Origin of the sequence: Thermoactinomyces sp. CICC 10523 (assembly GCF_016055105.1) — a bacterium.
In the GTDB taxonomy this organism is placed as follows: Bacteria; Bacillota; Bacilli; order Thermoactinomycetales; family Thermoactinomycetaceae; genus Thermoactinomyces_A; species Thermoactinomyces_A daqus.
The window spans coordinates 67,117-86,898 of record NZ_JAECVX010000013.1; the positions used below are offsets into that span (position 1 = coordinate 67,117).

General features: G+C 50.7%; 14 protein-coding genes, 1 pseudogene and 1 riboswitch. Of the genes and pseudogenes, 7 read left to right on the forward strand and 8 right to left on the reverse strand.

Annotation, left to right across the window (positions count from 1 at the left end; all coding sequences use genetic code 11):
* The first annotated feature begins 283 nt into the window (after positions 1 to 283).
* Together I8U19_RS14585 and I8U19_RS14590 are read left to right on the forward strand one after the other, a co-directional pair.
* Positions 284 to 1,777: a class I adenylate-forming enzyme family protein gene (locus I8U19_RS14585; protein WP_198056334.1), complete on the forward strand. Its 1,494-nt coding sequence runs from the start codon at positions 284 to 286 to the stop codon at positions 1,775 to 1,777.
* Between the two features lie 28 nt (positions 1,778 to 1,805).
* The gene (locus tag I8U19_RS14590) at positions 1,806 to 3,521 is read left to right on the forward strand and encodes an acyl-CoA dehydrogenase family protein (protein ID WP_198056335.1); all 1,716 of its coding nucleotides are present in this window, start codon (positions 1,806 to 1,808) and stop codon (positions 3,519 to 3,521) included.
* 172 nt (positions 3,522 to 3,693) lie between these two features.
* On the opposite strand, the gene I8U19_RS14595 is transcribed toward I8U19_RS14590, so the two are convergent.
* From I8U19_RS14595 to I8U19_RS14630, 8 genes and pseudogenes are all read right to left on the reverse strand, one after another.
* Positions 3,694 to 4,293, reverse strand: coding sequence for a class D sortase (locus I8U19_RS14595; RefSeq protein ID WP_232331052.1), 600 nt, complete (start codon positions 4,291 to 4,293; stop codon positions 3,694 to 3,696).
* A gap of 196 nt (positions 4,294 to 4,489) precedes the next feature.
* A complete protein-coding gene (locus tag I8U19_RS14600; RefSeq protein WP_198056336.1) occupies positions 4,490 to 4,756 on the reverse strand; it encodes a hypothetical protein in 267 nt (88 codons plus the stop codon).
* 405 nt (positions 4,757 to 5,161) lie between these two features.
* Complete coding sequence (locus tag I8U19_RS14605) at positions 5,162 to 7,006, reverse strand: tetratricopeptide repeat protein (protein WP_198056337.1); 1,845 nt, start codon at positions 7,004 to 7,006, stop codon at positions 5,162 to 5,164.
* Positions 7,007 to 7,227: 221 nt separating this feature from the next.
* A complete protein-coding gene (locus I8U19_RS14610) occupies positions 7,228 to 8,382 on the reverse strand; it encodes a mannitol-1-phosphate 5-dehydrogenase (RefSeq protein WP_198056338.1) in 1,155 nt (384 codons plus the stop codon).
* A gap of 2 nt (positions 8,383 to 8,384) precedes the next feature.
* Complete coding sequence (locus I8U19_RS14615; protein ID WP_033101513.1) at positions 8,385 to 8,816, reverse strand: PTS mannitol transporter subunit IIA; 432 nt, start codon at positions 8,814 to 8,816, stop codon at positions 8,385 to 8,387.
* Positions 8,817 to 8,821: 5 nt separating this feature from the next.
* The gene (locus tag I8U19_RS14620) at positions 8,822 to 10,918 is read right to left on the reverse strand and encodes a BglG family transcription antiterminator (protein WP_198056339.1); all 2,097 of its coding nucleotides are present in this window, start codon (positions 10,916 to 10,918) and stop codon (positions 8,822 to 8,824) included.
* Positions 10,919 to 10,964: 46 nt separating this feature from the next.
* Complete coding sequence (locus tag I8U19_RS14625) at positions 10,965 to 12,404, reverse strand: PTS mannitol transporter subunit IIBC (protein WP_198056340.1); 1,440 nt, start codon at positions 12,402 to 12,404, stop codon at positions 10,965 to 10,967.
* Between the two features lie 250 nt (positions 12,405 to 12,654).
* Positions 12,655 to 12,909, reverse strand: a pseudogene (locus I8U19_RS14630) (DeoR/GlpR family DNA-binding transcription regulator); the annotation flags it as partial.
* Between the two features lie 379 nt (positions 12,910 to 13,288).
* Here I8U19_RS14630 and I8U19_RS14635 point away from each other — a divergent pair.
* The 5 genes from I8U19_RS14635 to I8U19_RS14655 all read left to right on the forward strand — a co-directional run bounded on the left by I8U19_RS14635 (position 13,289) and on the right by I8U19_RS14655 (position 19,768).
* Positions 13,289 to 14,887, forward strand: coding sequence for an APC family permease (locus I8U19_RS14635; RefSeq protein ID WP_198056341.1), 1,599 nt, complete (start codon positions 13,289 to 13,291; stop codon positions 14,885 to 14,887).
* Between the two features lie 286 nt (positions 14,888 to 15,173).
* Positions 15,174 to 15,368: riboswitch (cobalamin riboswitch) on the forward strand.
* 315 nt (positions 15,369 to 15,683) lie between these two features.
* Positions 15,684 to 17,327, forward strand: coding sequence for a precorrin-3B C(17)-methyltransferase (gene cobJ, locus I8U19_RS14640; protein ID WP_370589796.1), 1,644 nt, complete (start codon positions 15,684 to 15,686; stop codon positions 17,325 to 17,327).
* Positions 17,328 to 17,360: 33 nt separating this feature from the next.
* Entirely contained in the window at positions 17,361 to 18,248 is an 888-nt protein-coding gene (locus I8U19_RS14645) for a sirohydrochlorin chelatase (protein ID WP_198056343.1), read from the forward strand.
* A 69-nt stretch (positions 18,249 to 18,317) separates the two neighbouring features.
* Positions 18,318 to 19,085 carry a precorrin-6A reductase gene (gene cobK, locus I8U19_RS14650; protein WP_198056344.1) on the forward strand — a complete coding sequence of 256 codons (768 nt, stop codon included), beginning with the start codon at positions 18,318 to 18,320 and terminating at the stop codon, positions 19,083 to 19,085.
* Between the two features lie 5 nt (positions 19,086 to 19,090).
* Positions 19,091 to 19,768 carry a precorrin-8X methylmutase gene (locus I8U19_RS14655; RefSeq protein ID WP_033101518.1) on the forward strand — a complete coding sequence of 226 codons (678 nt, stop codon included), beginning with the start codon at positions 19,091 to 19,093 and terminating at the stop codon, positions 19,766 to 19,768.
* Positions 19,769 to 19,782 lie beyond the last annotated feature (14 nt).

Genomic DNA, 19,782 nt, shown 5'->3' on the forward strand with positions numbered 1-19,782 from the left:
ATTCAGCTATGGAGATGAGAGACTTGAATTGATATCAAACGATCTGACTGCTTTTTGCCTGGAAGACGCTGAAGTTCTCAAACTGAAGATCCCCATGAATCTATTGTAAAAGTGAATGCAGTGACGCGGCACTCTTCCCCTCGGGTGAACAGTAGCGTGAAACTGTTTATCCGAAGGGGATTTTTTTAATTCAATAATAATTGATATTAGCGGAAAATAAATAATTGATATACTATTATAATAGAAAAATGTCAAGGGATTGAGACAGGAGGAGAGCAGTGGAATGAGCCAACCTTCACCCACCATCCACGGATTGCTGGAGCGAAACGCCAGAAAAGATCCGGACAAGGAGGCATTTATCAGTGCCACCAACCGCCTCACTTATGCGCAGATGAACCGGATGGCCAACCGGGTTGCCCGCTTGCTTCAGGCCACAGGCGTTGGGGGTGGCGACCGGATGGCGATTCTCGTACGCAATAATGAGCATTTTTTCTACGCGTATTTTGCCCTGCTCAAAGCAGGATGCATCGCGATGCCGGTCAATGTTCGCCTAACGCCTGCCGAACTTGCCGTGATTTTGCGAAATTCCCGGGCGAAGGGGGTTGTTTTTTCCGAGGAGTTTGCCAAAACGGCTGAAGCGGTGCACGAACATTATCCGCTGTCACACCGGATTTGCATTGAGAAGGCAGCGGTTTCCGCCTCGTCCTTTGCAGCGGACGATCTGGATCTCCCGATTTCTTCCCGTGAGGTTTGCGAGATTCTTTTCACTTCGGGGACAACCGGTGTTCCGAAGGGGGTTTTGTTCAATCATGAACGGATTCTTGCCCTGGCTTCGGCGATTTCCATCGAATTTCAACTCACGCGGGATGACCGGCTTTTGACTCTGATGCCTCTGTCCCATTCCGCCCCGCTGAACTGTTTCTTCATGAGCGGGCTGTATTGCGGAGTCTCGCACGTGTTGGGAGATTTTTCGCCGCGATCGTTCCTGAAGTGGATTCACGAAGAAAAAACCACGTTTACTTTTGCGGCTCCGGTCGCTTATTTGCTGGCGGCTAAAGAGCCTGACCTTCAACGGTTTGACCTGTCTGGCATGCGTGTCTTTGCCTATGGCGGAGGCCCGATGCCATTGGCTTCTTACCATCGGGTAAAGGAGGCGTTTCAAAACGGTAATTTCTATCAGGTGTACGGCCTGACGGAGGCGGGGCCCAACGGGTGTCTGTTGCGTCCGCATGAACATCAGACCAAAGCGGGGAGCATCGGCAAGTACCCGGTTGTCAATATGGAAATGCGTGTGGTGCGCGAAGATGGAAGCGATACCATACCGCACGAATACGGGGAAATCATCCTGAGAGGAGATAGCCTGATGCTCGGATACGACAACAACCCGCAGGCCACCGGTGAAGCGATTCGCGATGGTTGGCTTTATACCGGAGATATTGCTTGCCGTGATGAGGATGGCTACGTCTATATCGTTGACCGGAAAAAGGATGTGATCATCTCCGGCGGGGTTAATATTTATCCGCGGGAAGTGGAAGAAGTGCTGGCTCAGCATCCGAGAGTGCTCGAATCGTGCGTGGTCGGGGTTTCGCATGAAGAGTGGGGGGAAACCGTGAAGGCGGTGATCGTTCCCAAAGGCGAGGTAACGGAGGCGGAATTGCGGGAATTTGTAAGCACTCGTCTGGCCGATTACAAACGCCCCCGCATCTATTCGTTTGTAAAGGAACTGCCCCGCAATGCCAGTGGAAAGGTTCTCAAACAACAGGTCCGAAATCTGTAGGAGCAGGAGAAAAGGAGGAGAACACGGGATGATCAATTACGAAAAATGGGAAAGCGGCAATGATGTCAATTGGTATACGGACGATCCGATTCTCACGCGTTATGCGAAACGGTACCTGCCGAAAGGGGTTTACGAGTATGTGGAGCCCTCGTTTCAGCATACCGGGGGACTTGCGGCCGGAGTGATTGACCGGCGGGCAGTACATACGGATCGTGAAGGGGCACCCAGGCTGATCCGGTATAACCGGAAAGGGGAGGAAATAAACGAGGTCTGGTACAATGAAGGCTATTTGAAGACCGTTCAGGAAGGGTATGCCACCGGCGTGGTATCTTACCGTTATGACCGGAATGCCCCGGAAAAAATCCCGTTTTTGGTGAATTCCATTCTGATTTATTTGTTATCCGAAGCGGAGCCGGGATTTACCTGCCCGGTCGGCCTCACCCAGTCGGTCGCTTTTGTTCTGGAAAAATTCGGTTCAGACGAACAGAAAAAGAACATTTTGCCCCGCTTGGCTTCGACCGATCCAAAAACAATGGTTCAAGGAGGTACATTCCTGACGGAAATCCAGGGCGGGTCGGACGTGGGCGCAACGCAGACGGTGGCAGTCAAGAATGGGGATCATTATCTGCTGACGGGGGAAAAGTGGTTTGCCAGCAACTGCGATGCCGAAATTGCCATCACGCTCGCACGGGTGAATGACAAGCCTTCCACCAAGGGATTGGGGCTGTTTCTGTTGCCGAGGACGCTTCCCGACGGCAGCCGGAACCGTGTCTCGATCCGCAGGTTAAAGGACAAGCTGGGCGTGAGGGCAGTGGCCAGCGGTGAACTGATTTTAAACAACGCGGTCGGCTATCTCATCGGTGAAGAAGATCAAGGGTTTAAGTACATGGCAGAAGCACTGAACATGTCACGGCTCGGTACTGCATTTGCGGGGCTGGCCATCGCACGGAGGGCTTTTTTGGAGGCGGCCATTTACACCAGCCATCGTGAGGCATTCGGCAGCAAGATCAACCGCTTCCCCATGGTGCAGGAAACATTGGCCGACATGATCACGGAGATTGAAGCGGGATGGGCGGTTGTGGCGCAGATGGTTCACTGGTTTGACGTTATGCACACCTACAGAACGGGGACGGCGGAGGATTATAAACTGCTGCGCATCCTGCTCTCACTGGCGAAATACCGCTGCAGTGAGCTGGGAGTGTCAGCGGCGAAGCGTGCCCTCGAACTGCATGGAGGGAACGGATATATTGAAGAATACGTAACCCCCCGTTTGCTGCGCGATGCGGTTGTCAATCCGGTCTGGGAAGGAACAGCCAACATTCAGGCGCTCGAAGTGCTGAAAACCCTGGAAAAAGGAGGAGATGCTCCGTTCCTCCGCGATCTTCGCCGGACGTTGGAAAAAATCGAACATCCGCAACTGAAGGAACTGAAACAAACCTTTGCCGAAGCAGCCGGCCGCGTTGAGCACCTGATTACGCATGTCCTCTCCGGTGATGAGCAGACCCGGGCGGCGGTGGCGAAGAAACTGGCTGATGCGATGTACGATATATTCAGTGCGGTTCATCTCCTGGAGGAAGCCCAACACGATTTGCAGACGGATGGTGACGGCAGACGAATGCTGGCGGCACAACACTGGTCGCGGTTGAGCCTGCATCCCGACCGTGACCGGGATATTTTGGCGGGACGGGTGCTTTCCGACGAGGCTTTTCGGTCACTGGTGATGTTTGCAAAGTGGGATCGGTAGAATATCTTCGTTGATCAGGAACATAACGGAATAAAACCTGTAAGCCTGATCGAGTGAGAGGGTTTACAGGTTTCTTTATTTATTGAATCCAGGTATTTCCAAAGCGGTTGCCCATGATTTGCATAAAAAAACGGGCCGCAAGGCCCGAAAGAAGGAAGATGGGGAATGTCTTTTATTTCTGTTTGGTATCAATTTTAATTAATACGGCTTCAATAATATAACGTTTCGGTGCGCTTCCGATATAACCGAAAGGATAACAGGTTGTCAGTGTCAGTACCGGTGTCGGTTTGGAATCGAGTACCGAGATGTCCGTGGGCTTGGTGATCCACATTTTTGTCACCCTGTAGGTAAAGGTGCCGGCATCGGTTCTTACCACCAGCAGGTCGTTTTTTTTCACTTCGCCCAACCGGCGGAATACGGTGTCGCGATGTCCGGATAAGACGGAGTTGCCGGTGACGCCGGGAAGGGCGCTCCCGCGGAAGTGCCCCACCCCTTTTGCCAACTCATCTTCGTCTGTTCCTTCGATGATCGGCAAAATGGCACCGATGCGGGGAATCACCAACTGTCCCATCTCTTTGCCCACCTGCGGAACGGGATACGGCGCAATTCCTTTGGTTAACGCCGGATCGAGGGCATTGGTTCGGGGCGTGTATGCCAGAGCAGTTTTTGGATCATAAACGGCTACCTGGCTTTCCTTCCACCAATGGTATCCGCTCCAACCCACCAGCAAAAGACCTGCAACCATCAGTAAAAGCCCGAGTTTGCGTATCAAAGCTACTCAGCCTTTTTCAGACGGAACCGATACATCAGTGCACCGAAGACGAGCAGCAATCCACCTGCCAATGCCAGATTGGGGTATGGAGTTGACGTTTTTGGCAATTCTTTTGTTTCAGAAGGTGCCGCTTTATATAACTGGATTTCTTCTGGTTGCACCATGGTGGATGGATTGTAAGAAGGTTTTTCTACTTTTACAGGTTGCTCGGTGTCCTGTCCGCCATTACCCGGTTGATCTCCAGGCTGTTGATCTCCAGGCTGTTGATCTCCAGGAGGTTGGTCCCCGGGCGGCTGATCCCCAGGAGGCTGATCCCCAGGAGGTTGGTCCCCAGGAGGTTGGTCCCCAGGCGGCTGATCCCCAGGAGGTTGATCCCCGGGTGGCTGGTCCCCAGGAGGTTGGTCCCCGGGCGGTTGATCTCCAGGAGGTTGATCCCCGGGCGGATCGACGACAGGCGGATCAATCACGGGAGGATCGATTACAGGCGGGTCGATCACAGGAGGATCAATTACAGGCGGTTCCACAACAGGAGGTTCAACGACCGGAGGTTCATCTCCGGAAGGCTGGTCTCCGGAGGGTTGATCCCCAGGTAATTGAACGACGGATTGAACCGCGTCCGTTACACCTTTGACGCTCTCTTTTACTGTATCCGTTAGCGATTTTGAATTCGCGTTTTCGTTAGCGTCGAGTGGTGCGGCGTATGTAACGGGTAGGGAGACGAATAGAAAGGCTAATGTCAAAATTAACGTCCGCAATGGGATTTCACTCCCCATCTCATTGCAAATTTTGCCCATCTTCCCTATTTTTCTATAATATCATATCTCATTGAAATTGGAATATGTCGTCAAAAATATGTTAAAAGTTGCGGTTATTTTTTTTGAAATTGCGTGAGTGCCTGCTTATACAAAGGATTGTTCGCATCTAAGCGGGTTGCTTGCTGAAATTCGGCGATCGCCTCGTTTCTCTTGCCGGAGGAAGCAAGTACGACCCCGTATTGATAGTGATACAGTGCTTGCCGGTTATCCGTTTTCAGCGCCAGCTGGATGGCCTCAAGTGCCTGCGAAAGCTGGCCGGTGTAATAAAAAGCGACGGATGCATAATAATACTCACTCGCGTGCAGCACATGTTTTTTCAGCAGAGGACTAAAAATTTTGGCTGCTTCTTGCGCCCATTTCTGTTTTTGAGCTGTTCGCTCTTCCGCCAAAAGCGATGGATCTTCATTCACCAGATCGCGTTCTTTCAAGTACAGGATGGCGAGCATCGTCTGGTAACGGACATTTTGCCGATCCATGCTGATTGCGGTTTTGGCTGATTTGACGGCCTCGTCGATTTGCCCCAGGCGATACTGATATATGGAAAGATCATAATAATAATAGGACTGGTTCTTATCCAAAGAAATCGCTTTTTTCATTAACTCCACGGCGTCAGTGTATTTACCCTGCGCACTGAGAATTTTCGCTTCATGATGATAATAGCTGGATCGGGATGGATTCAGATGAACCGCTTTTTCACTGGCTGCCTTGGCCGTCGCGTAATCTTTGGCGTAATAGGCCTGCATGGCCAAACCATCTTGTATGGCCGGATTTTCGGGGAAGCGTTTGACCGCTTGTTTCATGATCTGAACCCCGTTTTTATAGTCTTGGCGGAGCTGGTACAGTTTGGCCAGATGAAGGTAGTATTTTTCTTTGCTCGGATCAGCTGCCAATGCTTTCTTGCCCAGATCCAGCGCACGGTCATATTGTTTGTCCTGATAGGCCGTCTGGGATTGGTCATACCAGTCAGCGGCTTGCTTCGCCTGATAAGGATCAACTGTTGTAGTGGGGGTATCCGATATCCACTCGGCGATTCCCCATCCCGCAACTGACAGCAGTATGTAGATACCCAGTGCGATTCCGATCCAACGAGCGGCTTTGCGTTTCCACCAGGGGAGCGGGACAGGCTGTGTGGTGATCCCGGTTTTCTTCGTTTGGGTGACAATCTTCGGTTTCTCTTCACTCAGATTTACAAGTGACTGTTCCGTCTTTTGCAATGAGGCCAATAGGTCATTCCAACTCACGGCGGATGCAGGCTGCCACGCTTGCCGGAGGAAAGGTTTCCAAGCAGAAGTTACTGCCGGCTCGTCCAGAAAAGAACGGAGGTTTTCATGGGACACGTCGATTGGCGTGCGTTGCCCTGTCAGCAGGGAATAGGCAAGCAGACCGACACGGGGCCCCTCGTTTGCAGGGGAAAGAGGTGCTTCTGACAGCCAGGACGGCCCGCCGTGCAAAAAACGCACCTGTCCGTCTTTGTGCTGAAAAATGTTTTCAGCATGGAGCAAAGTCCATTCGTGATGTTGTTCGGCCTGCATCAAAGCGTGAATCACCTGCTGCAAAAGATGGACAATTTGCTTTTCCGGCAGACGATGGTCGGGCAGCAACCGGTGTGCAAGCCAGTTTTCCGGCAATTGGCGGTAAACCCAGTATAATGTCTCATTTTCCACGAATACCGCTTCTGCTGGTACAAAACGTGCTTCATCCCGTTGCAACAGCGTTTCCGGCGGCAGATCCGGCGGCAGGGTAACGCCTTGGACAGCCAGAAGAAAGCGGGTTGCTGTCCCGGTGTCATTCTCGCCGGAGTGCATCCGGGTGAAGTACATCGTTCCCTGATGAAGGGGAAATGTTTGCAACACTTCATATGTATCGCGAATCCATTTGCCCTTGCGTGCATTGCTCATCAGTCAATACTCCTTTATTTATCTTGTTTGGTATCTCTCATTTTACCATGCCTTGAGGCGGGAATATATCGGAAATCAAGGATGTTTTCCGGCTTTGAAACAGTTTTATGACTTATTATTCGGGATATTTTCGATAATCACAGACCAAGCATCATGACAGATGAGGAGTGCAGCACAAATTTAAAAAAAAGAGAGGCGCGAATCGCCTCTCACACGAAAGATTAGTTTTTACGGGCCTTCAGATCATCCAGTTTTTCCAAAATCAGCGGGAATAAAGGGGAATCCGGTTTGATTTTGGTATAGAGTTGAACGGTTTCAGCAAGCCCTTTTTCCTTGATGTCTTTCTGGATTTGAACGGCTTCCTCATCCCCCGCGTAATCAAACAGAAATGCGGAAGCAATGCCGATACACAGGTTTTCGGGAATGATTCCATAGTTTAAGGATTGTACGGCCGGACCGACCAAGCGGTCATCAGGGCCGAGTTTTCTTATGGGTGACCGGCCGATTCTTGTCACTTGATCAGCAAGATGGGGATTGGAGAAGCGATCCAGGATCTTGTTTCGATACTGCTCCTGTTGTTCCGGCTGAAAGGAATGTTTGGCAACGAGCAGGCGGCTTGTTTCTGCCATCGCCTGTTCGGTTACTTGCCGGATGTAAGGATCTTGCAATCCCTCCGCAATGGTCTGATAACCAAAATGATAGCTGAGATAAGCTGCGGTGGCGTGACCGGTATTAACCGTGTACAGCTTGCGTTCGATATAAGGCTGCAGATCATCGACATAAGTGGTTCCTTTGATATCCGGGATTTCCCCGACAATTGCCGAGCGGTCAACCACCCATTCGTAAAAAGGTTCAACCGTGACAAGAAGTTTGTCTTCGTGCTTTTGCAATGGAACAATCCGGTCCACTGCGGCATTTGGAAAGCCGACCAGTTCATCTGCTTTTTTCCGATCCGCTTCGCTTAAATGATGGTAGACAGTTTCTTTTAAAAGGGAACTTCCGCCGACCATATTTTCACAGGCGATCAGATTGAGCGGTTGAGCATTTTTTTTGAACCGCTCGCTCAGTCCTTCCGCGATGGTTGGAGCAATCCGTTGCAAAACATTGGGGCCGACGGCGGTGGTGATCAGGTTGGAATCGAGCATTTCTGTTACGACGGTATGGAGATCCCGGCTGTTGATGGCCCGGACTCCCTTTACCCGGATCTGTTGGCGGGTGTGATCAGCCATTTCGACGATATATTCCCGCCTGCGATTGATTTCATCCACCAATTCCTGAACCACATCCGCAAAACAAACTTCATATCCGGAGTGGTTCAGCAACAAGCCGATAAAGCCCCGGCCGATATTTCCGGCACCGAAGTGCAATGCCTTCATTTTTAGATTCCCCCTTCCACAAGGGCGAGCAACTCATCGGCAGAATCAGCCTGAACCATTTTCTTTACATTTTCTTCTTCAGAAAAGAGGATGGCGAGGTTGGAGAGAATCTCCAGATGCTCGTCGCCGACAGCGGCAATGCCGATCACCAAATAAGCGGTATTGCCGTTGCCAAAATCGACTCCGTCCGGAATTTGAACGATGGAGATTCCGGTTGAACGAATCCATTTTTTGGAATCATTTGTGCCGTGCGGAATGGCAACGCCGTTGCCGAGATAAGTAGTGACTGCTTCCTCGCGCTCTATCATTTTCTCAATATATTCTGGTGTTACATGATTTCCTTGAACTAACAATTGTCCGGCGCATTCAATTGCTTCTTTCTTCGAATTTACTTTTTGGTTGATAAGAATTTTATCTTTGGATAAAATGCTCATTCTGCTCACTCCCGGGTGTTGATTTTTTTCAGAGAAAATGGGGTTAACTTTTCGACGAAATATTGTCGGATGAGGTCCTGATCATGGGTTTCAAGAAGTTTTACCGTTTCCGGCTCCATTAACAATGCGCTGATCTCACTCAGCACCTCTACTGCTTCACGGGAAATGGAAACAGGGCTTAACATGAAAAGAAGTTTATCAATTTCCACCATCCCTTCATCCATCGCTTTGATCAGGAATGGCCGGCTGAGTGGATAGAGGGAAAAAGAGATCCGAATTACCTGGTCGCTGCGGCAATGGAAAAAGCCCAGTTTGGCATCGGGAATTCCCAAACCGCCCAATTTCTCCCGTTCGAGCAGCTGACGGACGATTGGTTCACTCTGTTTGATGATTCCTTTGCTTTTCAGTGTTTCGGCTGCCTGAAGGAGGATCTCTTCCAAGCTCATCCCATGATTTTCGATTTCCATCACATGAAATTGCTTCAACAAATCAATCACATGCCCAAGTGTCGAGTGGACGGATTCCAGTTGGTCCAATTGATTGTTTTTTGGTGTATGACCGATTTTTTTTGCAATCGATGCAGGTTTGTATCGATGTAAAAAGGCATGGATTTTTTCAATTTCCTCTTTTGTCAGCATCGGGCTTACCCTGATGTATTTCTCAGGGCTTTTGGATGGAATCGGGATTGTCGAGAGAATAAAGTCGTATTCTTTTTCATCGATCTTGTTGATTTCAAACACCGAAACATTTCGCAGCACCTGGATTTCCGGAATGGCGCTTTTCAGGCGGCTCGCCAGCATTTTTGCCGATCCGATCCCGCTCGAGCATACGATCAGGACGCGAAAGCGTTTTTTGGCCCGCATTGTTTTTTCCAATGAGGACCCGATATGCATGACGAGATAACCGATTTCTTCTTCGGGTACATGCAGGCGGGGGAATGCTGCCCTCGCCGCCTGCTGTACGATCTGAAATAAGTCCGGGTAATCTTCTTTGATTTTGCCAAGCAGCGGATTCCGGATTTTCATGTTTCCCTTCATTCTGTGAAGAGCCGGTTCCAAATGGGTGATCAAGCCTTTGAGCAGCGAACGGTCTTCGCTGAGCATGACCCCCAGTTTTTCCTCGCAAAAGTGAATCAGCTTTTTGGCAGTGGCTGTCAATTCCGCGTTGCTTTCTTCCGGCAGGCCGGTCTGTGCAAGCCTCAGCTTGGCTCCTCTTAAGTGCATGGTGACATACCCGATTTCGTCTTTGGGAAAAGGAAGGGCAAAATGTGATTCCAATTGTGCGACGATCTGTTCCGCGATCCGAAACTCCGGTGTACTTTCCAGTTTCTTTAAATAAAGCGGGTCGATATCGATCTTTTCTCCCTTCGCAATCCGTTCAATCACCAAAGAAAGATGGATGACCAGCCCGATAAAGGCACTGTCCGCCAGAGGATGAGGAAGCTGTTCGTTCACATCCTGCAAGGCGTTTTCAATCGCCAACAGTTTTTCTTTAGGGATGAGATTGAGCAATCTCTCTGCCGCAGTATCGATGTTCTTAAGAGCCTTGTTTTGGATATTCTCCTTCAACAAACCGATCAGTTGCGATTCTTTCAGATTCTCGAAGATCAGTGCGCTGATCGCTTTTCTCTTCTGCGCTTCGGTTCCCGCGATCTCCACACCGTATCCGCGGCGACGGATCAGTTGAAGGTGAAACCGCTTGATCCAATCGCTCAATTGGTCAAGATCATGACTGATCGTTGCAGGTGTCACCTTCAGGTCATAGGCGAGCGAGATGATTTTCAGCGGTTCCGTCGCTTCCAACAACGTGCACAGGATAATCGTTTTTCTTTCATCCGGCGTGTATTCCGTAGGATCCGCCTGGAATAACATTTCTTTCAGTTCGTTCAGTTTCTTTTGCGATCCTTGAATGGAAAGCCCCGTTCCGGCTTTTTTTCTGAGAGTCAGTTCGTATTTTTTCAGTAACTTTTCGATCTCTTTCAATTCCCGGTGAATGGTGCGGGAACTGACCTGGATTTCTTCTGCTATTTTACCGATAGTGCTTTCTTCGTCATCTCTCAACAGAATTTCAAGAATATGACGCTGTCTTGATGAAATGTGCATTATTGGCTTACCTCAGACTTTCCGAAAGAGCTGAACACCTGAAGGATCACGAGTGTTTATTTTCATTTTGCTCTTTCAGCCGTTGAGTCAATTCGTCATATCTGGGGCTGTTCAAGAAATTATCGACCGAGATGTGCTCCGCATCGGGTAATTTAGTTTTTGCGCGATCGGTCAGCGTTTTTTGCGTCACTACGATATCCGCATCTTCGGGCAGATCATTGATGGCGGTATTGGTTACTTCGACGTCAATACCGGCATCTTTGAATTTTTTCCGCAAGATGGAAGCGCCCATGGCACTGGAACCCATTCCTGCATCACAAGCGAAGACCACTTTTTTAACGGATGCCGCTTTTGTTTGTGGCGCAATGGCCTGATTCATTACGCTGCTTTTCTTTCCTTTCATCTCCTGTACCTTATCGGCAGCTTTTGCCAAATCATCGTTATCTGCTGCCGAGGTTTTCAGGAATACAGCGGAGATCAGGAAAGATACCACCGTACTGACGACAATCCCGGCCAGTACGGGCAGAAGGCCGCCTTTGGGAGCCATTGCGATCAGCGCAAAGATACTTCCCGGCGATGGAACTGCCACCAGACCTGCATGCAGGATTTGGAAGGTGAATACACCGCTCATTCCCCCCGCGATCACGGCCAGAACCAAACGGGGTTTCATGAGGATATACGGGAAATAGATTTCGTGAATTCCTCCCAGGAAATGAATGATGGCTGCACCGGGGGCTGATTGTTTGGCGGTTCCACGGCCAAACAGCCAGTAGCCCAGCAGAATGCCCAGCCCGGGACCCGGATTTGGTTCCAGAAGGAAAAAGATGGATTTGCCGGCGGCTGATGCTTCCTTGAATCCCAAGGGGCTCAGGACGCCGTGGTTAATTGCATTGTTGAGGAACAGCACTTTGGCCGGTTCAATCACAATGCTGGCCAGCGGGAGCAGTCCGGCATGCACAATCCATTCCACACCGGAAGCCAAAGCCTGGGTTAAGGCAGCGACGATGGGTCCGATGGCGATAAAACCCAAAATGGTCAAAATCGCACCGACAATACCCGCGGAAAAGTTATTGACGAGCATTTCAAAACCCGTGGGAATTTTTCCTTTGAAAAGCCGGTCAACCAGTTTGATCACGAGACCGCCCAGAGGGCCCATGATCAACGCGCCCAAAAACATGGGAATATCTGTAGCAATAATAATTCCCATTGTGGCCAGGGCTCCGATCACTCCGCCACGCACATCGTAAACCATCTTGCCCCCGGTGTATCCGATGAGAAGGGGCAACAAGTATTTGATGATTGGATCAACCAGTTCAGCCAACTTTTCATTGGGGAACCAGCCTGTCGGAATAAATAATGCCGTAATCAAGCCCCAAGCGATAAATGCCCCGATATTCGGCATCACCATGCCGCTTAAAAATCTCCCCAATTTCTGGATGCGAACGCGGAGATTCAGATCATTTTCCTGTTTAAGCGACTCATCCATGATCGATATCCTCCCTCTCTGTTAAATTTTTAAAAAGATGATAAGATCCGTTAACTCCATAGTAAAAAGAGATGGTTTTCGATTCAACAAAATGAAAATATAGTTTCGTCACAATGGATGTTGACAAAATTAAAATAGACCATGCTTGAAGTTCAGACAAAAGCACGCGAAGCGTTTTTTTAGCAATGAAAAAAAGTTGCCAGCATCGTGATCGCCGGCAACTTCGCAGAGGGGGAAAAGCGTTTTGACATCAGTCGGATTGGTCGGCGGCAACAAGGCGGATCTGATGTTGTTCGGCATAATCCCAACACGCTTTGCCTGAAGCGGTATCGGTGATAATACAATCGATCTCATCCAGACTACAATAAGTGATCAATGCGTATTTGCCGAATGTATGATGGTCAATCAATAAATGGATTTCCGGTCTTCTTGTCACGATGGCTTTTTTACTTTCCCTTTCGAGCGGAGGGGAATGGGTTATCCCTTTTGTGATTGAGACTCCGGCCGAGCCATAAACGCTTGGTTTATATTATAGGATGTCAATAAATCCATGTTTTTAAAACGGATAAATGCGTTGGTTTCACGGTCGAGTACGCCCCCCGATGGCAAGGAGATTCAGATTTTGATCAGGGAAAGCGTTGACGATCAAATCGAGACTATCCTTCATAATGGTCGCATGTTTCGTTTGCAAGTACCCGGCTGTTTCCAATGAATTCGGATGAGGCGGACACCTGAAATTAAAATAATAATATTCTATTATTTATGTATTAACTAAACTATTTGATTTATTAGAAATATATATTATAATAAAATAGATTTATATATATACAAAAGTCCCAAGCGATGTCGGTTTATTTGCAAAAATATTCGAAAGGAGAGGCGGTATGGAAGGATCTTTTAAAAAGAAGTTAAATCTGATCGATTTGACGTTTTTGGGTCTTGGTTCCATTATCGGCTCCGGCTGGCTGCTGGCATCGATGAACGGAGCCAAGTATGCCGGCTCAATCGCATGGGTGGCCTGGATTGGCGGGGCCATCGCGGTCTTATTAATCGGTTTGGTGTACGGTGAGCTGGCTGCAGCGTTGCCGCGCGCGGGGGGATTTGTGAGGTACCCGGAGTATACGCATGGTTCGCTGGTCGGTTTTTTGTCGGGGACGGCTTCATTGCTAGCGTATTCCAGTGTGGCCGGAATTGAAGTTGAGGCGGTTGTCAGCCATGCCTCCTTTTACTGGCCGGCCCTGATGGACAATGCGGGTCCGTCGATCCTGGGGCGTGTGATTGAAATTTTGCTTCTTCTTCTGTTTTTCCTGTTAAACTATTGGAGCGTCAATGTGTTTGGCAAGATTAACACCATTATCACCTTTTTTAAATTTGTGGTTCCGTCTGTGACAATCATCACCTTGTTCTTCTTCTTCAAGGGAGGAAACTTCGCGACTGTTGGCGCGGTTCCGGGTGGTGCGGAAGGCGTGTTCAAGGCCATTGCCGGCGGAGGGATCGTTTTCGCGTTTCTTGGGTTCCGTCAGGCGGTCGACTTTGGGGCCGAAGCGAAGAATCCGCAACGGGATATTCCGCGAGCCATCATTTTGGCTGTCACACTCGGTACGATCGTCTATATCCTGCTGCAAGTGACGTTTCTCGGCGCTGTCCCGAGTGAAGCGCTGACACAGGGTTGGGGGCATATTGCCGACTTTATGCCGAAATCGGCAAACTACCCGTTTGTCTGGATTGCCGGTTCACTCGGTCTGACCTGGCTGTCGACGCTGCTGCTGATTGACGCCGTAATATCGCCTGCCGGCACGGGTAACATCTATCTGTCGGGGACTGGTCGCGTCCTTTATGCGTGGGCCAAAAACCGCCATTTCTATTCTTGGTTTGCGAAGATTGATCCTCGTACGGGTGTTCCGCGGGCAGCCCTTTGGCTCAGTTTCCTGCTGGCGATTGCCTGGATTTTGCCCCCCAGCACGGACACTTGGTCAAAACTGGTTGACGCGGTTACATCGGCCACCGTTATGACATACATGATCGGCCCCATTTCCATGACTTCGATGCGCAGAACAATGCCAAACATGAAACGCCCGTTTTTCTTGAAAGGGGGAGCGATTTTAAGTCCGTTGGCTTTTATTGCGGCCACCTGCATTATCTACTGGGCGGGCTGGACGACTGACAGCATGTTGATCGGAATCACGCTCGGTTCATTGATTTTGTACTTTGCCTTTATCGACAAGGACGAATCCACCCGAGCCAGTCTGAAGCAGGCCTGGAAGTCGGGTGCGTGGCTGATCGTCTACTATATCTTTATCCTGGTGATGTCGTACATCGGTTCATTCGGTCCGATGAAATCCCCGTTGATCCCGGGCGAGTGGGATACGCTGATCGTTGTCATCGGGGCAATCATCCTGTTTTACTGGGGCGTCAACTCGGCTCTGCCGAAACCGTCGTTTGAGACGGACACGGAGGGCGAAGCACCCCCGAAATTTGAGTAAACTCATCCGTTCATTTTCTCGCAACTGCAATGAGTGGCTGAGGAACTCTTGGGCTTGTCGGCAAAAATGCTTGTTAACACTTGTCGACAAGCTTCTTTTGTTTTTCTGCCAGGGTGTCGCTGGCCGAGTCAAAGGGCGCCACTCCCCTTTTGTGTTGGCTTCAATTCCAAGGGGGATGGTTAAGCGGTGTTTGGACGGAATAATTTCTGATGATGGTATTTTCTTTAAAATGCTTGATATTTCGTATTCTTATAATATATAATTATTTTTAAAAATATTGATAATTTCATATGAAGTGGGAAAAGGTGGAGTGTTAGACGACACTCCCGAAGAGGGAAGTCCGGTGAGAATCCGGCGCGGTCCCGCCACTGTGAATGGGGAGTCGGGTTCTGGTCACTGTTTAGACGATGGGAAGGCCAGAGCCAAAAATGATTGACGATGATCCATGAGCCAGGAGACCTGCCTTTTCTGACAGCACCGTTTGACCTACGCGGATAGGAAGGTGCTTATAGCGGTCCGGCGCTTGGTGTCCCTGTTTGTCCGGTTGGCAGGGACTCAATATCTGCTTGAGCAGCCGGGAAACGGTCTGCCTTGATTCTGCCGCCTATAAGCACTTTCCGTCCGTCGTGGTGGAAAGTGCTTTTTATATTGCCGATTCAGGGAGGTTGCATCCGGCTAAAGCTGTTCACTTTCTTGCATGAGTCCGGGTTTTGTTTGCTCGTCGCGACAGTTCTGTCAGGGGAAGAATCGTTACCGGGACATGAAAGTGAAGAGAAATGGCGAGGTGAATAGAGAAGTGAACAAAGGAAAACTGTTGATTGTCGGTTTTGGCCCCGGGCATTTCGACCATCTCACCGAGCGGGCGCGTGAAGCGATCCGGGAAAGTGAAGTCGTTGTCGGTTATAACACCTATGTGGATATCATACGCGATCTCCTGACTGATCAGGAGATTGTGCGTACCGGAATGACTGAAGAGGTGAGCCGGGCACAGGAAGCGGTGAGACAAGCGGAACAAGGGAAAAAGGTGGCCGTGATCTCCAGCGGGGATGCGGGGGTGTACGGAATGGCCGGGCTCGTTTACGAAGTGTTGATCGAAAAAGGGTGGCACCCCGATACCGGTGTCGAAGTGGAAGTGATTCCGGGGATTTCCGCGATCAATTCCTGCGCTTCTCTGCTCGGTTCACCGGTGATGCACGATGCCTGCATGATCAGTTTAAGCGACCATCTCACCCCTTGGGAGACGATCGCCAAACGGATCGAAGCGGCGGCTTCCGCAGATTTTGTTATTGCATTATACAATCCGAAGAGCGGGCGGCGAGTCCGGCAGATTGTCGAAACGCAGCGCATTTTATTGCAGTATCGTTCGCCAGGGACACCTGTCGGCCTGGTGAAAAGCGCATATCGCGAGCGGCAGCAGATTGTTTTGACCACACTGGGAGATATGTTGAACCATGAGATCGGGATGTTGACCACTGTGATAATTGGCAATTCGACCACCTTTGTTTATGAGGGTTTAATGATCACGCCGCGCGGTTACCAGCGCAAATACACGCTGAGCAAAGAGATCCAGGACCTGAAGCCTCACCAGCGTTTGCAAGTGGAGGCAGAACCGTGGTCGCTCAATGCCTTTGGCGAATCATCAGGAAAGTTCGTCAAAGAGCAGAACATCGCGACAGCCGATAAGAGAAAGGCATCCGTTCATCCGGCCAGTCTGGCGCATGAAGCGCTTTCCGTTTTGCAGGCAAAGGGACTGGTTGAGACCGGGATCACCACGATTCCGTTCACAAAACCTGTTTCGATCTTTGAAGTGGCGGTCTCTCCCGGAGTGGCCAACAAAATAATCACGCCGGAACAACTTGTCCTGCTGGCGGAAATTGCCGGCGACCAGGGTGAAATCAAGTATACTCCCCACCACCAGCTCATTTTGCGCGTTCCGACCGATGAGCCGGCGGCAGTGACTGCGCGGTTGACCGAAGCCGGGTTGCTGTTGAGCCCCATCGGGGATGTGGTGCAACTGAAAGCCTGTGATTTTTGCGATGGAGAAAAAGGGGAGTCGATTCCGCTGGCGGAGGAACTCAACCGGCGTCTGGGCGGACTCAAGGTTCCCAAAGAACTGAAAATCGGGTTTAACGGCTGTGCGATGGCCTGTTATGGGGCCGTAACGGAAGAGATTGGCATCGTCTACCGCCGCGGGACTTATGACTTGTTTTTGGGTGGGAAAAAAATCGGACGCAACGCCCATCCGGCCCAGCGGGTCGCAGAAGGAATTTCGCCCGGGGAGCTGTTGGAGACGGTGGAACAGGTGGTACGGGAATATGCGGAACAGGGCCATCCCAATGAACGGTTTAACAAATTTTTCAAACGAGTGAAAGAAGTGGCCGGTTTTGCTTATTCCGACGAGAGAAAACCGGTTATTGAAGAGCTCGCCTGCGGGGATTAAACGGCAAGCAAAAAAGAAACGGGAGGAATCTGTTTGAACGCGATCCTGTTTGTCGGCCATGGGAGCCGGGACCCGGAAGGGAACAAAGAGTTGCTGCGTTTTACGGAAAAGCTTTCGCGCGTTGTTGACGCACCGGTGAAAGAAACGTGTTTTTTGGAACTGGCATCGCCCGATATTCCGCAAGGCATTCAGCGGTGTGTGGAACAGGGGGCGAACCGGATTACGCTGATTCCCGTGATGTTGTTTGCTGCCGGACATGCCAAAATTCACATCCCTTTGGCGATTCAGGAAGCGCAGGAACAATATCCGGGCGTCCAATTCCGTTACGGCCGTCCGATTGAAGTGGATGAAGCCGTACTGGATCTGTTGGAACAGCGGGTGGCAGACATTAATCCGGGAGTGCGGGAGGAAACGGCGATTCTGCTCGTCGGCCGCGGTTCCAGCGATTTGTACGCCAACAGTGATCTATACAAGATTGCCCGCATGTTTTGGGAGAAAAATCGCTACAGATGGGTGGAAGTTTCTTTTATCGGGGTGACGGAGCCGCTTTTCGCCGAGGGATTGGAACGCTGCATCCGGCTGGGAGCCAAAAGGATTGTTACTTTGCCCTATTTTTTGTTTACCGGTGTGCTGATCAAGCGGATGCGGGCAATCTTGAATGAATATGAGCAGCGTCATCCTGAAATTGAGTTTCATATGGCCGCCTATCTCGGATTTGATGAAGGACTGATTCCGATTGTCCAAAAAAGAGTGAGCGAAGTGAGGCAGGGGGAAGGGGTAGCATGGAAAGCCCTGGCCGAAAAGGCAATCGCCGACGGGCATGACCATCACCATCACCACCATCATCATGATTGCGGGCATCATGATCACACCGCCGCTCACGGGACATCTCATCAGGCTGTCCGCAGCAAACGTTCATGAATTTCCCGGGATTGTCCGGGCCCGCGATCATGATCACACAGCAAAGAAGCATGGAAAGGAGTTCTCCAGATGGTTCTGTTTTTGGCCGGTACCAGTGATGCGAGGGACCTGGCTGTCCGTTTGAACCGCGCGCGGATTTCTCTGTTGGCCACCGTCGTCACGGAGAGTGCTGCCAAGAGTTTGCGGGAAGAGGGGATTCCCGTCAGGGTGGGAAGGCTCACCGCGGAGGAGATGGCCGGCCTGATCCGCGTGCAGGGGTGCAACCGGGTGGTGGATGCCAGTCACCCTTTTGCCGAAGAAGCGTCCAAAAATGCGATGGAGGCGGCGCGAATTTGCGGCATCCCTTATATTCGCTTTGAGCGGCCCGCCTGGATATACGGGAATCATCCGGGTATCTGCATCGTTTCTTCCTATGAAGAAGCTGCTGAAGAGGCGGCACGGCGTAAAGGGGTGATTATGCTGACCACGGGAAGCAAGACATTGGCCACTTTTACCAAACGGCTTTTGCCGGATCCGGAAATTCGCCTGGTCGCACGCATGTTGCCCCGCAAGGACAACATGGAAAAATGTGCGGAGCTGGGCATTGAGCAAAAAAATATCATTGCCATGCAAGGTCCGTTTGGCAAAGAGCTGAATATCGCCCTGTACCGACACTACGGGGTGACGACCGTGATCACCAAAGAAAGCGGCAAAGCGGGTTCTGTGGATGAAAAGGTGGAAGCGGCCCTGGACGAGGGAATTGGCGTGATTCTGATTGCAAGGCCGCATCTGGATTACGGCACCTCTTTTTCCAGCGCAGAAGAGGTGGTCGCTGCACTGAGCAAAGGAGGAGAGTGAACAATATGTCCCATCAATCTTTTAAACCGGTGACAACCCGGCCGCGGGAAATCGAGAATCTCAGTTTTGAAATGATCAAGGACGAACTGGGTGATCACCCGTTCACAGCAGAGCAATTTCCCATCGTACAGCGGGTGATTCATGCTTCCGCCGATTTTGACCTGGGACGCAGCCTGATTTTTCATCCGCAGGCGGTGGAGGCGGGAATCCGGGCGATTCAAAGCGGAAATACCATTGTCGCGGATGTGCAGATGGTTCAGGTGGGCATCAGTAAACCGAGAATCGCCAAATTTGGCGGCGATGTGCGCGTCTACATCTCGGATCCCGACGTGGTGGAAGAAGCCAAACGGCTGGGAACGACCCGGGCCATCATCTCCATGCGCAAAGCGGTGAAAGAGGCGGAAGGAGGCATTTTTGCCATCGGCAATGCACCGACGGCCCTGCTGGAATTAATCCGCCTCGTGAGGGAAGGAGTGGCCAAACCGGGATTGATCGTCGGCGTTCCGGTCGGGTTTGTCTCCGCTGCGGAATCCAAGGAAGAACTGAGCAAATGCGAAGTCCCTTTTATCACCAACCGTGGCCGGAAAGGCGGCAGCCCGACAGCGGTGGCTATCGTGAATGCCCTTTCCCTCTTGGCGGAAAAAGCGGGGCAAAACGGATCATCAACTTTTAGGACTCCGTGATCCCGGCATGCGAT